Source organism: Ruminococcus sp. OM06-36AC (assembly GCF_003438725.1).
GTDB lineage: Bacteria > Bacillota > Clostridia > Oscillospirales > Ruminococcaceae > Ruminococcus_C > Ruminococcus_C callidus.
This window is the reverse complement of record NZ_QSTT01000018.1, coordinates 1-15909: the sequence shown is the minus strand read 5'-3', so window position 1 is coordinate 15909 and position 15909 is coordinate 1. Positions and strand designations below refer to the sequence as shown.

The 15909-nt window shown below is 51.3% G+C and carries 15 protein-coding genes; 2 read left to right on the top strand and 13 right to left on the bottom strand.

What is annotated here, in order from left to right:
* Position 1 precedes the first annotated feature (1 nt).
* From DXB92_RS10675 to ruvC, 12 genes are all read right to left on the bottom strand, one after another.
* Positions 2-1171 (bottom strand): DUF5711 family protein, encoded by a 1170-nt coding sequence (locus DXB92_RS10675; protein ID WP_117733830.1) that lies wholly within the window; start codon positions 1169-1171, stop codon positions 2-4.
* A gap of 32 nt (positions 1172-1203) precedes the next feature.
* A complete protein-coding gene (truA, locus tag DXB92_RS10670) occupies positions 1204-1941 on the bottom strand; it encodes a tRNA pseudouridine(38-40) synthase TruA (protein WP_040647677.1) in 738 nt (245 codons plus the stop codon).
* Positions 1938-4619 carry a YfhO family protein gene (locus DXB92_RS10665; protein ID WP_117733829.1) on the bottom strand — a complete coding sequence of 894 codons (2682 nt, stop codon included), beginning with the start codon at positions 4617-4619 and terminating at the stop codon, positions 1938-1940. Before DXB92_RS10665 ends, truA begins: the two co-directional genes overlap by 4 nt.
* An 11-nt stretch (positions 4620-4630) precedes the next feature.
* Positions 4631-5434: an energy-coupling factor transporter transmembrane component T gene (locus DXB92_RS10660; RefSeq protein ID WP_117733828.1), complete on the bottom strand. Its 804-nt coding sequence runs from the start codon at positions 5432-5434 to the stop codon at positions 4631-4633.
* Positions 5428-6303 carry an energy-coupling factor transporter ATPase gene (locus DXB92_RS10655; RefSeq protein ID WP_117733827.1) on the bottom strand — a complete coding sequence of 292 codons (876 nt, stop codon included), beginning with the start codon at positions 6301-6303 and terminating at the stop codon, positions 5428-5430. The genes DXB92_RS10660 and DXB92_RS10655 overlap by 7 nt, the downstream gene beginning before the upstream one ends.
* 14 nt (positions 6304-6317) lie before the next feature.
* Complete coding sequence (locus tag DXB92_RS10650) at positions 6318-7166, bottom strand: energy-coupling factor transporter ATPase (RefSeq protein ID WP_242986646.1); 849 nt, start codon at positions 7164-7166, stop codon at positions 6318-6320.
* Positions 7167-7218: 52 nt separating this feature from the next.
* A complete protein-coding gene (locus DXB92_RS13375; RefSeq protein ID WP_147330051.1) occupies positions 7219-7437 on the bottom strand; it encodes a hypothetical protein in 219 nt (72 codons plus the stop codon).
* A gap of 45 nt (positions 7438-7482) precedes the next feature.
* A complete protein-coding gene (locus DXB92_RS10645; RefSeq protein ID WP_021682419.1) occupies positions 7483-8352 on the bottom strand; it encodes a class I SAM-dependent methyltransferase in 870 nt (289 codons plus the stop codon).
* 28 nt (positions 8353-8380) lie between these two features.
* Positions 8381-9733: a phosphoglucosamine mutase gene (gene glmM, locus DXB92_RS10640; protein WP_117733825.1), complete on the bottom strand. Its 1353-nt coding sequence runs from the start codon at positions 9731-9733 to the stop codon at positions 8381-8383.
* 131 nt (positions 9734-9864) lie between these two features.
* Positions 9865-10935: a Holliday junction branch migration DNA helicase RuvB gene (gene ruvB, locus DXB92_RS10635; RefSeq protein ID WP_021682421.1), complete on the bottom strand. Its 1071-nt coding sequence runs from the start codon at positions 10933-10935 to the stop codon at positions 9865-9867.
* A 20-nt stretch (positions 10936-10955) separates the two neighbouring features.
* Entirely contained in the window at positions 10956-11576 is a 621-nt protein-coding gene (gene ruvA, locus DXB92_RS10630) for a Holliday junction branch migration protein RuvA (RefSeq protein ID WP_117733824.1), read from the bottom strand.
* Complete coding sequence (ruvC, locus tag DXB92_RS10625) at positions 11573-12088, bottom strand: crossover junction endodeoxyribonuclease RuvC (protein ID WP_021682423.1); 516 nt, start codon at positions 12086-12088, stop codon at positions 11573-11575. Before ruvC ends, ruvA begins: the two co-directional genes overlap by 4 nt.
* 253 nt (positions 12089-12341) lie before the next feature.
* On the opposite strand from ruvC, the gene DXB92_RS10620 reads away from it, so the two are divergent.
* The gene (locus DXB92_RS10620) at positions 12342-13460 is read left to right on the top strand and encodes a bifunctional chorismate mutase/prephenate dehydratase (RefSeq protein ID WP_117733823.1); all 1119 of its coding nucleotides are present in this window, start codon (positions 12342-12344) and stop codon (positions 13458-13460) included.
* 58 nt (positions 13461-13518) lie between these two features.
* Here DXB92_RS10620 and DXB92_RS10615 read toward each other — a convergent pair whose 3' ends face one another.
* Positions 13519-14277 (bottom strand): helix-turn-helix domain-containing protein, encoded by a 759-nt coding sequence (locus DXB92_RS10615; protein WP_117733822.1) that lies wholly within the window; start codon positions 14275-14277, stop codon positions 13519-13521.
* 514 nt (positions 14278-14791) lie between these two features.
* Between DXB92_RS10615 and DXB92_RS10610 the strand changes: the two genes are divergently transcribed.
* Positions 14792-15817, top strand: coding sequence for a cellulase family glycosylhydrolase (locus DXB92_RS10610; protein ID WP_021682427.1), 1026 nt, complete (start codon positions 14792-14794; stop codon positions 15815-15817).
* The last annotated feature ends 92 nt before the right edge of the window (positions 15818-15909 follow it).

The following is a 15909-nucleotide window of genomic DNA, read 5'->3' as shown; positions in this document are numbered from 1 at the left end:
TCTACTCCTTAAAGTCCACACGATCAATCTGATCATATCCCAGCAGGAACAAATAACCGTCCTGTTTCAGAAACGAAGTATAGGCACCGTCCAGATTTACTGTTGCCAGTGCCGTACCGGAAAAATCATAGGAAGTGATATTTCCGCGGCTCATGACAATAGCATCGCCGTCGCACACCCGTACTTCTTCCGCAGTGCTGTCAATAGACAACACTTTCGGACTGGAAACAGACTGATCCAGAAGCACCAGCGAGGTGTTTCGTTTCTGGTCGTCCTGTATGATCAGAGCAGCCTTTCCGTTTTCCAGATCTGCACTGACCAATGTGCCGTTATAGTTATATGTTCCCTGCATTTCACCGGCACTGCTATAGTATGCACAAGCAGTATTTCCCACCACACAGAATTTGTCGTTGGAGGAAAAACCAGATTTGACGCTCAAAGTTTCCAGCGGCATGGAAGTCCACTGGGTGTCCACCTGATTAAATGTGATGCTGGTGACAGTGCTCTGCACCACACCATTTTCCACTTTCACTGAAGTCAGACACAAGCCGTTACTGTCCTTGTGAAATGCCAGATCCACCACGTACTCCGTACAGTTCCGCTGATAGAGCCGCTTTCCGGTATTGTCGTATACCACAATGGCACAGGCGTAGGAGCCAGACTCCGTAATCAGGGCAACAGTTCCGTTATCGCTGACGACACCGGAAAGAATGTTGTTGTCCACAGACTTGCCATAGACATTTTTGTGCCTGGTGTCCAGCCGGAATGAGGTGCCGCCGCTTTCGAACAGCAATACATATTTTCCGGCAGTATTCATGGTGGCGTTCTGGAACGCGTGCTGCCGGTTATCTCCTGCATCGCCGTGCATAGAATAGGTACTCAGATAGGCATCATGCAGCAGGAACAAGGTGTCATCTGCCAACGCTGCCTGATAGCTGGAACTTCCGGAAATGGTCAGCGGGAAGTTTCCCTCTGCCAGTGTGCCGTCATTTTGCGTCACAGAATCGTACCGTCCGCCGATCCCCTCCAGCTTCGGGATCCACGCGTCCCGCTGTATATACAAATACCCGCAGAAGCCGACGATCAGCAGGAATATCAGCAAATTCCGCAGAGAACGCAGCTTACTGCGTCGCTTGCGTTTTTCGATCATATCATCAGAATCATAGCTCATAAGCTTTTTGACGATCTCCTTTCCGACAGGCTTTATTCATAAAACACCCGATTCAGGTACAGTCCATGTGCCTGTGCGGTGATTCCGGCGAGGACACGATTTTTAGATGCCAGAAGGTCGTCCAGTTCGGAAACGGCGATTCTTCCCTCGTTGACACTCAACAGCGTCCCCACCAGTATCCTAACCATATTATACAAAAAACCATTGCCTTTGACAAGCAGAATCACGGTATTTCCTTGCTTTTCTATGGTTATGTCGTGGATTGTACGAATGGTATTCTGTTTTTCTGTGTAATTTGTACAAAACGTTGCAAAGTCGTGGGTGCCCACAAAGTGCTGTGCCGCCTCCTGCATCAGCGGAATATCCATTTTCCGCCGATAGAGCAATTCCAGATCGGTGGTAAACGGATTCTTGCTTTCGCTGTTATGGATCCGGTACATATATTCCTTTGCCTTGCAGCTGAACCGTGCATGAAACTCCGGCGGCATTTCCTCCACCCGATAAATGGAAATATCCTCCGGCAGATACCCGCAGGCTCCCCGAATGAAATTCCGTTCCGGCAGCTGTTTTTCCGTCTGCATGGTGAAGCAGTACTCCTTGGCATGCACGCCGGTGTCTGTTCTGGAGCAGCCCTGTATGGTCACCGGCTCGTTGAACAGCTGTGACAGTGCTGTTTCCACCACTTCCTGCACAGTGATGCCGTTGGGCTGCCGCTGAAACCCGTGGTAATTGGTTCCGCGAAAGCCCATTGTTACTTTCAGATTTCTCACGATTCTGTTTCCTCCGCCTTTTCTTTTTCCGGAACAGCAAATTCTGCCTGTTCCTCCGGAACCGGCTGCAACAGCCGCTTTCCGGTTTTCCACTGCACAAAAGACACGGCAAGCAGCAGCAACACCGCACCGGCAGTACAGCAAGCCCCTGCTATAAAGCCTTTCGGGCAATAGGTCAGCGTAATGGTATGCGTTCCCGCAGTCACCGGAACGGCAACCATTTCTCCGGCAATGGGTGTGATCTCGGTTTTTACGCCGTCCACTTTCGCATGCCAGCCGGATTCATAGGGAATCGAAAAATAGCATACGCCGTCCTGCTCCGCAGTCAGAGTGCCATTAAGCTTAGTGTCCGAAGCTTCCGTCAGCGTAATGCCGCCGTTCTGCAATGCTGCAAAGCCCTGCTCCAGCACGTCCGGATTGATCTGATACATATACAGCACAATCAGACCGGAAACTGCGTCCTTGGGCAAGGTCATAGAAACACTTGCCGTATCCGCTCCCTGATAGGTGCCCATTGGGAAAATGAATCCCTGCTTGCCATTGTTAAAATAGCCCTTGTAGACGCCGTTTTGCAGAATCGTAATATTGGAAACGTCCTGCAAATTCATGTAACCATACAGTGTTGTATCCAGCGGCACCCGATAATTGTATTGCAGGCTGTGAGATTCCGCACTGGCATCGGTATGATACGTGTAGTTGCCATAGCTGTTTTTCAGGGCATCTGTTCCCTCATAATCCACGCTGTCCACTTCCAGCATGGTAAACAACGGTGTTTCAATGCCGGTCGCCAGCCGGAACAGCGTGTTCAGATTATCGAACGGGTTCGCCTCCGGATTCGAATCGTATTCCAGCAAGGAGGCATTGGCACGGAAACCAATGGGCAGGTCGTACTGATTCCGGTACGCATAGCAGGACTCCGAAGAAGCGATCTGCTCCCATGCACTGTCGTCCAGCACTGTGCTTGCTCGGTTGATTAGATAGCGAACACCGGTAAAGGCATTTCCCACCGGTGTGCCGCCGCCGTAGTAGTAACGGTTTCCAGCCTCTGATGCCGGAAAGCCCAGCGAACGGATCCACTTGGTGGCATTTTCATTTGCCATGGAAGAAAACTGCGAAACGCCATGATAGCCATACAACGCCGGATCATTCAGCGTATACCATGTGGAAAGTTCCGTCCGGTAAAACGGCGTTTCGTCCTGTTCATCGATTTGTTCCAGCAGATTCTCTACGTCTGTATAGGAAGCCGGATAACCGGTATATGCCGATGTTGAAACCGTTTCTGTACCGAGCTTCACGTTCTGGAACATCTCGAATGCCAGCACGATCGACACTGCCAGATACAGCATCTTCTTTCCGAAAATCTGCCGATATGCCAATAGCATAATGCCTGTATACAGCAGCATCAGTGCGGCTGTCCAGTAGACAGCACGGTTTTCCTGCACATTGTATGCAATCAGGAACACACCTACTGTCACTGCCAGCATTGCCAGCAAGTCCCACACGCGGCATTTTTCCTCCAGCACGACCAAAAATGCACGATAGCCCACTGTCAGCAGGGCAAAGGAAAACAGGAATGAGAATCGATAAGGCAGCATATTCGGAAAATGGAATCCGTGCCAGATATAGTTCAGCACATTGCAGTTACAGCTGATCATCAAGAACGCCAGCACCAGAACTGCCATGATCTTTTCCCGAATCCGAATCCTGCCGGAACGCAGAAACGGTCCGATCAGCACCAGCGGCAGTACGCCGCATGCCAGATTCGGCAGACCGTCCTTGGAAGTCGGTTCATGAAAGCTGATGAGATTTGCCGCCAGCGTCCGCCAGTTTTCATAAAACTGCACCGCTGTAGGGAACGCATTGTTCACGCTATGGGTCAGCTGCAATGCGTAATAAGTGGGTATCAGCACGATTGCCGCCAACGCTCCGCCCAGCAAAGAACAACCTGCCATTGCCAATGTCCGCATCGGCAGCTGTTTCCAGCGAAGATAGCACACACACAGACAACAGTAGGCGATCACTGCAAAGATGCAGGTGAACATGCCGATATAGAAGTTTGTGAACAGCGACAACCCCAGTGCAATGCAGTACAGCTGGCACTTTCCGTCCCGCACCAGATATACCAGTCCCAGCACTACCAGCGGCAGCAGGGCGACTGTATCCAGCCAGATGATATTCCAGTAGTACCCCAGAATGTAGCTGCACAGAGCGTACATCACAGAAAAGATACAGAGGGAAAAATCATTTCTCCGGAATGTGCCGCGGAGAAAGCAGGCGAAAAACAAGCCGGCAAAGCCGACTTTCAACAGCAATACCAATGTTACCGCATCACGCAGAAATGTTTCCGGCACCAGTGCCGTCAGCAGGTTCAGCGGACTGGCAGCATAGTAGGCAAAAATAGATACGAAGTTGGAACCCAAGCCGGAATCCCATGTATACAGCAGAGAACCTCCATGCTGCAATTTTTCATGCAGCAGCCGCAGGAACGGGTAATACTGATGCCAGAAATCCACCACCAGAATCTGCTGATCTCCAAAAGGGTGCACGTTCTGCAGCACAAGCCCTACCGCCAGAAACAGCATGGGGATACCAAACGACAGCAACAGAAAAATGCGGCTCTTTTGACTTTTTACATTTGTTTGAGAAAGCGGCGTTTTCACAGATGATGCTATTTCCATGCAAATTCTCCTTAAAAGATGATTTTTACCGCTACCGCACCGGCAAACAACAGCAGCGTCACTGCCATTGCTGCATAATCCCGTCCGGCAGCATGCAGCTGCCGCATTTTGGTTCTGCCTGTTTCCCCGCGGTAACAGCGGCATTCCATTGCCGTTGCCAGTTCTTCCGCACGGTGAAAAGACGACACCAGCAGCGGTACCAGAATCGGCACCAGTGCCTTGGCACGCTGCAACAGATTGCCCTCACTGAAGCTGGCTCCCCGTGCTTTCTGTGCCGTCATGATCTTGTCCGTTTCTTCCAGCAGCGTGGGAATAAACCGGAGAGAAATCGTCATCATCATGGCAAATGTATGCACCGGCACATGCAGCTTTTTCAGCGGGGACAGCAGCCGTTCGATGGCATCTGTCAGAGCAATGGGCGAAGTGGTATAAGTCAGCAGCGAAGAGCCTGCCAGCAGCACAATGATTCGTGTAACCATTAAAACCGCCGTCCGCACGCCGCCTGCTGTGATTTTCAGAAAATGCCAGTGAAGATACACATCACCGCTGTCCACCATGAAAAGGTCTAGAATCGCTGTGATCAGCAGCACCGGTATCAGCGGTTTGATGCTTTTCCAGATCAGCTTCACCGGAATGCGGGACAGAGCCAGTGCCAGAATGCAAAACACGATTCCGAAACAAATGGAGTACAGATGCTGTCCCATAAACAGCATGGCAATAAACAGCAGCGTCATGATCAGCTTGAACCGCGGATCCATGCGGTGTACCGGACTGGAGCCGGGGAAGTATTGTCCGATCGTAATGTCTTTCAGCATGTTCCCTGCCCTCCTCTTGTCCGATGATACCATTCCAGAAGCTGCTGTTTTGCCTGCTCCACGGTGAAAATATCATCTGTCAGCGGTACGCCCCTGGCACGGAGTGCATCACAAACGCGGGTGATCTGCGGCACTGCCAGACCGATCGCCTGTAATTCCTGCGAACGGCGGAAAACATTTGCCACCGTATCGTAACAGAACACCTTTCCCGCATTCATCACCAGAATTTTTTTCGCATGCCGTGCCACATCTTCCATGCTGTGAGAAACCAGCAAGACAGTCGCTCCGGTCTGATTGCGGTACGCCTGGATCTCCTGTAGGATCTCCTCCCGTCCGCGGGGATCCAGTCCGGCGGTAGGCTCGTCCAGAATCAGCACCTCCGGACGCATTGCCATAACGCCGGCAATTGCCACACGGCGTTTCTGACCGCCGGACAACAAAAAAGGTGACTGCTTCAGGATTTCCTCAGAAAGCCCCACAATGGTAGCCGTTTCCTGCACACGTGCCTGCACTTCTTCTTCAGCAAGTCCCATATTCCGCGGACCAAAGGCAATGTCTTTCGCCACGGTTTCCTCGAAGATCTGATACTCCGGATACTGGAACACCAGCCCTACCCGAAACCGCATCTGCCGCATTTTCGACTTGTCTGCCCAGATGTCCACACCGTCCAGCAGAACCTTTCCCTCTGTGGGACGCAGCAGCCCGTTCAGGTGCTGAATCAGCGTGGATTTGCCGGAGCCGGTATGTCCGATAATCCCCACAAAGGAGCCTGCTTCAATTTCCAGATCTACATGATCTACTGCCGTTTTTTCAAAAGGTGTCCCAATGCCATAGCGATAGGTCAGTCCTTCTGTCTGTATCGTTGCCACTTGCACACCTCATTTCACGCCATGTTCTGCAAAATTGCCTCTACGCCGGCATCTTCACTGATAATATGACTGTCCAGCGGAATCCCCTGCTGCCGCAGTTCATACACCAGTTCCGTCACCTGCGGCACGTCCAGTCCGATTGCTTTCATCTGTTCCACATGGGAAAACACTTCCTCCGGACGGTCGTCCAGCAGAATGTTTCCGTCGTCCATGACGATCACACGATCTGCCTGTGCTGCTTCTTCCATATAGTGGGTAATCAGCACAATGGTAATGCCATAGGAACGATTCAGCATGCGAATGGTCTTCATGACTTCCATACGGCCTTTCGGGTCCAGCATCGCTGTGGGCTCGTCCAGCACAATGCAGGACGGACGCATGGCGATAATGCCGGCAATGGCGATTCGCTGTTTCTGTCCGCCGGAAAGCTGATTGGGGGCATGCATGCGATACTCGTACATGCCGACCGCTTTCAGAGCATCGTCCACCCGTTCCCGTATGGCTTCCGGCGGCAGCCCCAGATTTTCCGGTCCGAAAGCCACATCTTCTTCGACGATCGTTGCCACGATCTGATTATCCGGATTCTGAAACACCATACCTACATGCTGCCGGATCTCATACAGCTTTTCTTCGTCACAGGTATCGATGCCGGCAATCCACATTTTGCCGCCGGTGGGCAGCAGAATGGCATTCATATGTTTCGCCAGCGTAGACTTGCCGCAGCCGTTGTGCCCCAGGACTGCCACAAAAGAGCCTGCTTCCAGTGTCAGAGTCAGATCTTTCAGGATTTCCGGAGAAGCTGGTTTTCCCTCCTCGTCGGTATAGTGAAATGACAGATGCTCTGCCGCAATCAGTTTTTCCACGGTATTTTCTCCTTTTTTCAGGCAATACGGGCAGGAAATTCCTTCCGTATCTTTATTTTTGCCGGAATACCAGCAGCAGAAGCACCACCAGTACCGCCACACCCGCTGCGAACAACCCATACGGAGCAAAAAAGTGCACCATTTCTGCGATGCCCTCCGGCGGGTTTCCATACACATAGCGGCGATCCAGATACTGTATCCCTGCCGCAAAGCAGTCCGCCGCCAAAGAAAGCACCCCCAGAAGCAACGTTCCCCATTGTTTTCGACGCATAGACTTCCGACAGCACCGCACAAACAGCGTTATGCAGTGTTTCCCTTATTTTTTCCAGATCGCAGTAGAACCGCAGGGCAATACCATGCCGCTTTGTTCTACCGGCAGCCCGATCTCATCGGCTGTCACCCCGCCGCCGAATTTCGGGTTCAGAACGCTCCCCAGCAGATACCCCATTACTGCGGGAGAAAGTCCGGTGGTATAGCTGTTCAGCAGGAAGAACAGCGGATTTTCCGACAACACGCCGGAACAGAGTTCTACCAGATCGAAAATGTTTTCTTCCAGCTTCCAGACCTCACCGCCCGGACCTCTGCCGTAGCTGGGCGGATCCATAATGATGGCATCGTATTTTCTGCCACGGCGAATCTCCCGTGCCACAAACTTTTCGCAGTCATCGACGATCCAGCGAATGGGCTTTTCCGTCAGTCCGGACAGTGCGGCATTTTCCCTTGCCCACTGTACCATGCCCTTGGACGCGTCCACGTGGCACACAGAAGCACCGGCGGAGGCACATGCCAGCGTTGCACCGCCGGTATAGGAGAACAGGTTCAGGACAGAGATCGGTCTGCCGGCATTGCGAATCTGCTCTGCCATCCAGTCCCAGTTCACTGCCTGCTCTGGAAATAATCCGGTATGCTTGAAGCCGGTGGGCTGAATCTTGAATGTCAGCCCCAGCGGTTCATATTCCATTTCCCAAAACGGCGGCAGCTTCTTGGAAAACGCCCAGCTTCCGCCGCCGGAGGACGAGCGGCTGTAATGTCCGTCCGCCCTGTTCCATGCAGGGTGCTTTTTCGGGGTCTTCCAGATGATCTGCGGATCAGGGCGTACCAGTGTGACACCGTGCCAGTTCTCCAGCTTTTCCAATTGCGAAGTGTCTAAAATGCGATATTGTTTCCAACCATTTGCTACTCTCAATTCGGGCTACTCCTTTATCTATCCTGCATTATGATGCGGCAAAAATCTTGACCTGTTCTGTGATTTCCTGTGCAGCGGCTTCGATCTGACCGGCGTTTTTTCCCTCTACCATGACGCGGATCAGCGGTTCGGTACCGCTTTCCCGCACGAGGATTCTGCCGTTGTCGCCGAGAATCGCGGTATGCTTTTCAATGACTGCTGCAATGTCGGCATCGTCCTGCCACAGTCCCTTTTTCTGGGGCTGAATGGTCACATTGTACAGCACCTGCGGGAAGCACTCCATCAGACCTGCCAGTTCGCTCATCTTCTTGCCGGACTTCTTGAGAATTTCCAGCAGCTTGATGCCGGACAGTTCGCCGTCGCCGGTAGTGGCTTCGTCCAGAAAAATGATGTGACCACTCTGTTCGCCGCCGATGTTATAGCCGCCGGAGAGCATTTCCTCCAGCACATAACGGTCGCCGACCTTGGTCGCCTTTGTGGCAATCTGGTTTGCCTTGGCAAAGTGGAAGAAGCCCAGATTTGTCATCACAGTCACTACGGCAGTATTCTTTTTCAGTTTGCCTTCCTGCTGCAATGCGTGGGCACAGATAGCAATGATCTTATCGCCGTCCACCAGTTTGCCGTTCTCGTCCACCGCCAGACAGCGGTCTGCATCACCGTCAAATGCCAGACCCAGATCGCACTCGTGGGTCTTTACATATTCCATCAGGTTTTCCATGTGGGTGGAGCCGCAGTTCTTATTGATATTGGTGCCGTCCGGTGATGCACTGAGCATATGTACCTCTGCACCCAGACGAGTGAACAAGGATTCTGCCGTTGCGGAGGAACTGCCGTTGGCACAGTCCAGAACCACACGCATGCCGGTACAGTCTGCGGCAATACAGCTTGCCAGATAGGAAATATAGTCTTCCTTGGCGTTGGCGTATTCCGAAATGGCACCGACTGCGGTACCGGACTGCAATGTGATCTGCTCCGGATGATCCAGAATCAGTGCTTCGATCTCTGCTTCGATCGCATCCGGCAACTTATAACCGGTAGCGGCAAACAGCTTGATACCGTTGAATTCCACGCTGTTATGCGATGCGGAGATCATCACGCCGGCATCTGCACCGTGTGTCCGCACCAGATATGCCACAGCCGGTGTGGGGACAACGCCCAGCTTTACCGCTTCTGCTCCTACCGAACAAATGCCGGCACAAAGAGCCGCTTCCAGAATATCTGAGGAAATGCGGGTGTCCTTGCCGATGAAAATCTTCGCACGGTGCTTTGCCTCTTTTGTCAGCACCAATGCAGCGGCACGGCCGATCTGCATTGCCATTTCACATGTCAGTTCTGTAATTGCGACACCTCTCGCACCGTCTGTCCCAAACAATCTACCCATGATTCTTATGTTCCTTTCATACATACGGAGATCACTCCGATGTTTTTGTCAATGATTTGATATTTTTAGGCAACACCGCACAAAATGCGATTGCACGCAAAGCCGTCAGGCAAGCTTTGTACAGTGTTGCTTTAAGATTCTTCTGTGGAAAATTTCATCTGACCGTCCATACCGCCGCCGGAATCCGGCTGTTGATAGCCCAGATGCTGATACGCCAATGCAGTAGCACAGCGTCCCCGCGGCGTTCTCGCCAGAAAGCCCAGCTGCATCAGGTACGGCTCGCACACGTCTTCCAGTGTGACCGTTTCTTCACCCAGTGCAGAAGCCAGCGTTTCCAGTCCTACCGGTCCGCCGCTGTAGCCCTTGATGATCATCTCCAGCATGCGGCGGTCATTGCTGTCCAGTCCCAGTTCGTCGATCTCCAGACGATCCAGTGCCATGTGGGCGATTTCCTGTGTGATCTCGCCGTTGCCCATGACATCGGCAAAATCCCGCACCCGCTTGAGCAGGCGGTTGGCAATACGGGGTGTCCCTCTGGCACGTCCTGCAATTTCCATTGCCCCGTCAATGGAGCACGGGATCTTCAGCAGCATTGCACTCCGGCGGACAATGTCCGTCAGCTGTTCTGTGGTATACAGTTCCAGCCGCAGAATTACGCCGAAGCGGTCACGCAGCGGGCTGGAAAGCTGCCCCGCTCTGGTGGTTGCCCCTACCAGTGTAAACGGGTTCAGATCCACCCGCAGCGAACGTGCTGACGGTCCTTTTCCCATGATAATATCAATGGCATGGTCTTCCAGTGCCGGATACAGGATTTCCTCTACCTGACGGTTCAGGCGGTGGATCTCATCGATAAACAGCACGTCATTCGGCTGCAAATTGGTCAGGATCGCCGCCAGATCACCGGCTTTTTCAATTGCCGGACCAGTTGTCACACGAAGATTCACGCCCATTTCGTGGGCAATGATCGAGGACAAGGTCGTCTTTCCCAGTCCCGGAGGCCCGTACAGCAGCACGTGATCCAAAGGGTCGCCACGCCGCTTGGCTGCCTCGATATAGACTGCCAGATTTTCCTTGACTTTATCCTGTCCGATATATTCCACCAGCGTTTGCGGACGGAGTGTCACTTCTGCTTCGCGGTCTTCTTCCACTTCGCGGGGTGTCACCATACGCTCCTCAAACTGCATATCACTGGTTTCAATCATTTTGGTTGATTCCCTCTCTCTCAAAAGTTACGCTGTTTTCCGAATTCCTGTAACGCCAGCCGAATCAGGTCGGAGGACGACAGGGACGGATCCAGCTTTGCCACGATCGGTGCCACTTCGCTCTGGGTATAGCCCAGCGTGACAAGAGCTTCGATAGCTTCGCCCACATTGCCGCCGGACTGGGTCGCCGCCGCAATCTCTCCTGCACCGGCAGTGCCGGAGAGCAGCCCGGTGGCATCGCCGGCGATCTTATCCTTGAGTTCCATGACGATTCGCTGGGCAGACTTTACCCCGATGCCCTTGGCACGTGTCAGTGCCTTGCTGTCACCGGAAGCCACTGTCAACAGGAACTGATCCGGTGTCAGATCCGACAGAATGGAAAGGGCTGCCTTCGGTCCCACGCCGGAAACCGAAGTCAGAAGCTGAAAGCACTGCAATTCCTGCTGTGTGGAAAAGCCAAATAATTCTACGGCATCTTCCCGCACGCTCATGGCCGTATACAGCAGAACGGTTTCACCGAGATTTCCCACCTGCCCCAGTGTATGCAGAGTGGTACGGCAGGCATACCCTACGCCGCCGCATTCCACCACTGCCATTGCCGGTTCTTTGGCGATCAGTTTTCCATGTACACTATATATCATATTGTATCTCCTGCTTTGATGATTCTCTTTTGCAGCTGCACGCCGGTCGCACAATGTCCGTGGCAAATCGCAAGGGCAAGGGCATCGGCGGCATCGTCCGGCTTCGGGATCTGTGCCAGCTTCAGAATTCGCCTTGTCATATCCATGACCTGCCGCTTTTCCGCCTTTCCGTAGCCCACGACCGCCTGCTTGACTTGCAGGGGTGTGTACTCATACATCGGAATCTGGTGCTGCTCCGCACAGAGGACAATGACACCGCGTGCCTGTGCCACATCGATCACCGTTTTCTGGTTGGAAGTGAAGTACAGCCGTTCAATCGCGATACAGTCCGGCTGAAACCGTTTTAGCAAAAAATCCAGATCGTCATAGATCGCCGTCAGACGTGCTGCAAACCGTGTGCCGGCTTCTGTGGTAATTGCCCCGTATTCCAGCGGCGTAAAATCCGCCCCGTGATAGGACACCACTCCAAAGCCTACAATGGCATAGCCCGGATCGATTCCTAAAATCCGCATTTCCAGCCCTCCTGTTTGCAGGTCAGTGCCTGCCTCGTTTCACACGTACATTTCATTATAGCACAAAACGATTGCCGTTTTCAATAGCTATTCAAAATTTTATCTTGATTTTTGAAAAATAATTGTGTATAATGGAAGTTAGCATACTTTACACACGGTAGCAGAAGTTGTTCTCACAGAAAGAAACCTCCCGCAAATTTCAAGGGCAACACCGCATCTGCACCGAAAATCCCTTCACAGAAAGGAATACAACATGGAATTACAGGAAATCCGCAATGAGATCGACCGGCTGGACAAACAGATCCAGTCTTTATTTGAAGAACGCATGCTTCTCTGCCAAGATGTTGCAAGATATAAAAAAGCACACAACATGCCGGTTTTTCAGGCAGGACGGGAACAGCAGATCCTCGACCGCGTAGAACAGAATGCCAAAGAGGGACTGGGACTGGCTTCCCGCACCATGTTCGCCAACATGATGAGCATCAGCTCCCAGTTACAGCAGAAAATGCTGGTCGCTGCCGAAGATGCCCCCAGTTTCAAAACGCCCCGCATGAAGGAAGCCGTCCGTGTCGGCTGTCAGGGCACCGTGGGTGCAAACTCCGAAACCGCCGCACAGGCATTCTTTCCGGAACGGCACATTCAGTTCTATCCGACCTTTGAACAGGTCTTTGAAGCAGTAGAATCCGGCGAACTGGAATACGGCGTTCTGCCAATTTACAACAGCACCTCCGGAACAGTTACACAGACTGTAGACCTGATGGGAAAGTACAGCTTCTTTATCACCGCAATGAATCAGGTAGAAGTGATGCACTGTCTGGCTGCCTTGCCGGATGCTAAAATGGAGAACATCACCGAAGTGTATTCCCATCCGCAGGCACTCTCTCAGTGCAGCGATTTCTTAGATGCACGTTCTCTCCACAGCCACGACTACAGCAACACCGCCACTGCTGCCAAAATGGTAGCAGAATCCGGTGACAAGACCATTGCCGCGATCTGTTCCGAAGACTGTGCCAAGCACAACCGCCTACAGATTCTGGCTTCCCGTATTTCCAATGTTGTCCCGAACTTCACTCAGTTCATCTGCATCACCAAGGACATGCAGGTGGCGGAAAATGCGTCTGTGATTTCCGTGATGCTGTCCATTTCCAACGAGCCCGGCAGCCTGAGCCGAATCCTGAACAAATTCTTCCTGTATGGACTGGACATGACCAAAATCGAAAGCAGACCCATTCGGGACGGCAGCTTCGACGTTGTTTTTCACATCGACTTCAAGGGCAATCTCCGCGACCGGAGCATTGCCGCATTTTTGAATGATCTCTGCAAAAGCTGTCGGGATTTCAAGCTGTTGGGAAATGCTGTCGTCATGGTATAATCTGATCTATTGCAAAAACAGTTTCAAAAGCAGTCCGTTTGCCGCGGACTGCTTTTTGTCATTCCTGTTCTCCACGCATCAGTTTTGAACGAAATTCCGCCTCCCGAAACTGCTTCGGCGTAACACCGACTTTTCTGGAAAAGACCTGTATGAAATGGCTCTGGGAAGAAAACGCCAGCAGGTTTGCAATTTCAGCGTAGCTGCGGTCGGAAAATTGCAGCATGCGTTTGGCAGACTGAATCTTTTGATCTAAAATATAATCATGCAGCGTACAGCCCATTTGCTCCCGAAACAGACGGGATAAGTAACTGGGGTGCAGGTGCACTTCCGCAGCAAGTTCCTCTGTGGAAATTTTTTCGTGCATATGTGAATAGATGTAGTTCAGGCACAGTGAAACCGGCTTGGAACAGACCTGCTTGATTTTCCGCTGCTGCATTCGCTTGACATAGTCCATACAAGCGTCATCATGCAGTTTCTCCACCTGATCGATGGTCGTTGCCGTGTCAATTTTACGAATATAGAAGTCGCTCATACGATATGCCTGTTCCCCCGGCATGCCGCCTTCAATACAGAACCGCGATACCATTGACAGACAGACAATACAGTGATACCGGAAATTCTGCACCAAATCGTCAGAAAGCCTTACTCTCATGGCGATCTGCCGATATGATCCGGATCGCAGATTTTCCTGCACTGCATCCACATCGCCCTGCTGCACTTGATTATAAAAGCCAAATTCGACTTCCGGCGGCTCGTGCTGGTGCGTATCCTCCTGCCGTTCCTGCTCTGCTTTTTGCCATTCTAACTCCAATGTCATGAAAATCTCCTCCTACTATTTTATATCGCCTTAAATGTGAATAAATATAGAATTCCTTTCAGAAACAAATCTATAACAAAATCCTGCTCTATCCGTTCTCTCTGGCAACCTGCACTGAAAAAAGTACTGTATTTTCCAGAACAACTGGAAAATACACATCGACCTCTGCTGGTTTTTTACGGAAACATGGGAAAAATAAGAAATCCCTATAATTACTCTATGATTTCAGGGCCCAAAAAGTTGCATTTATCCTGTACAGAAATATTGTATCACATTTCTATCAAAAAAGCAAGTTTTTTGGTATCATTTTTTTGATATTCCTCGTAAAATGAAAATGCAGATATTTTAAAGGGGCATTGACTCTGGAATTATTTGGTGTTCAGCAGCATTCCCCACGGCTCTCGTTTTCACGTGTCCGCTTCATAAGCATAGCGGATTCAAAGCAATTCAAATAGAAAATTGCTTCCGTAACAGACAACAGCCACTGCTATTTCGATTGACAGGAGGTCACATCATGCGTATTTGGAAAGGCTATCAGCATGGTATCAATTTTGGCGGCTGGTTTTCACAGAAAGAGCATACCGAAAAGCATTATCAGACATTTATCACGGAAGCGGACTTTGCAACAGTTGCCCGCTGGGGACTGGATCACGTCCGGATTCCGGTGGACTATGAATTGGTAGAATCTGAGGGCGGCATTCTCAAGGAAGACGGTTTTCGCTGGATCAAGCAGTGCATTCTCTGGTGCAGAAAATACGATCTGCACATGATTTTGAACTTACACAAAACTGCCGGCTATTCTTTTGCCGATGAGTCAGATTCCGGCGAATTCTTCACCAATCTGGCATTGCAGGCTCGCTTTATTTCTCTTTGGCAGGAATTTGCAAAACGCTTTGGAAATGACAGCGATGTTGTCGCCTTTGAACTGCTGAATGAAGCGGCAGACATGCACACCGCAAAAGACTGGAACCAGATCGCTGCCAACGCCATTGCAGCGATCCGCTCTGTTGCACCGGATGTTTTTATTCTGGCAGGCGGCATTCACTACAACGGTGCCGACGGTGTGACACTGCTGGATGCACCGGCAGATTCCCGCATCGTCTACAGTTTCCACTGCTATGATCCGATCATTTTCACGCATCAGACTGCACAGTGGATCAAGGGTATGCCGAAGGACTTCCACATTGCATATCCGGACACTCTCGCCAACTATCGCCGCTGGTCCGCTGCATTCAGCAAGGAATATATCGGTTCACTTCTGCATGAAGGGCTCACAGATGTGGAAACTTCCTTCTTTGAAGCAAATCTTTCTGCGGCAATTTCTGCTGCGGAAAAATATGATGTACCTCTGTATTGCAGCGAGTACGGTGTCATTCATCAGGCAGATCTGGAAAGCACTCTGCATTGGTATCAGACTATTTCCGCTGTATTTGAAAAGCACCACATCGGACGGGCTGCCTGGACATATAAAGAAATGGACTTCGGTCTGACAGATGCGGAAGCATTCCCCGTGATGCAGAAAGTCCTGCCTTTGCTGTAATCTATAGGGCAATACCGCACAAAGATTGTGCGGTATTGCCCTAGTATTCCGTAACATCTAAATACTTATAATCGGATAGAGATGTTTTAATT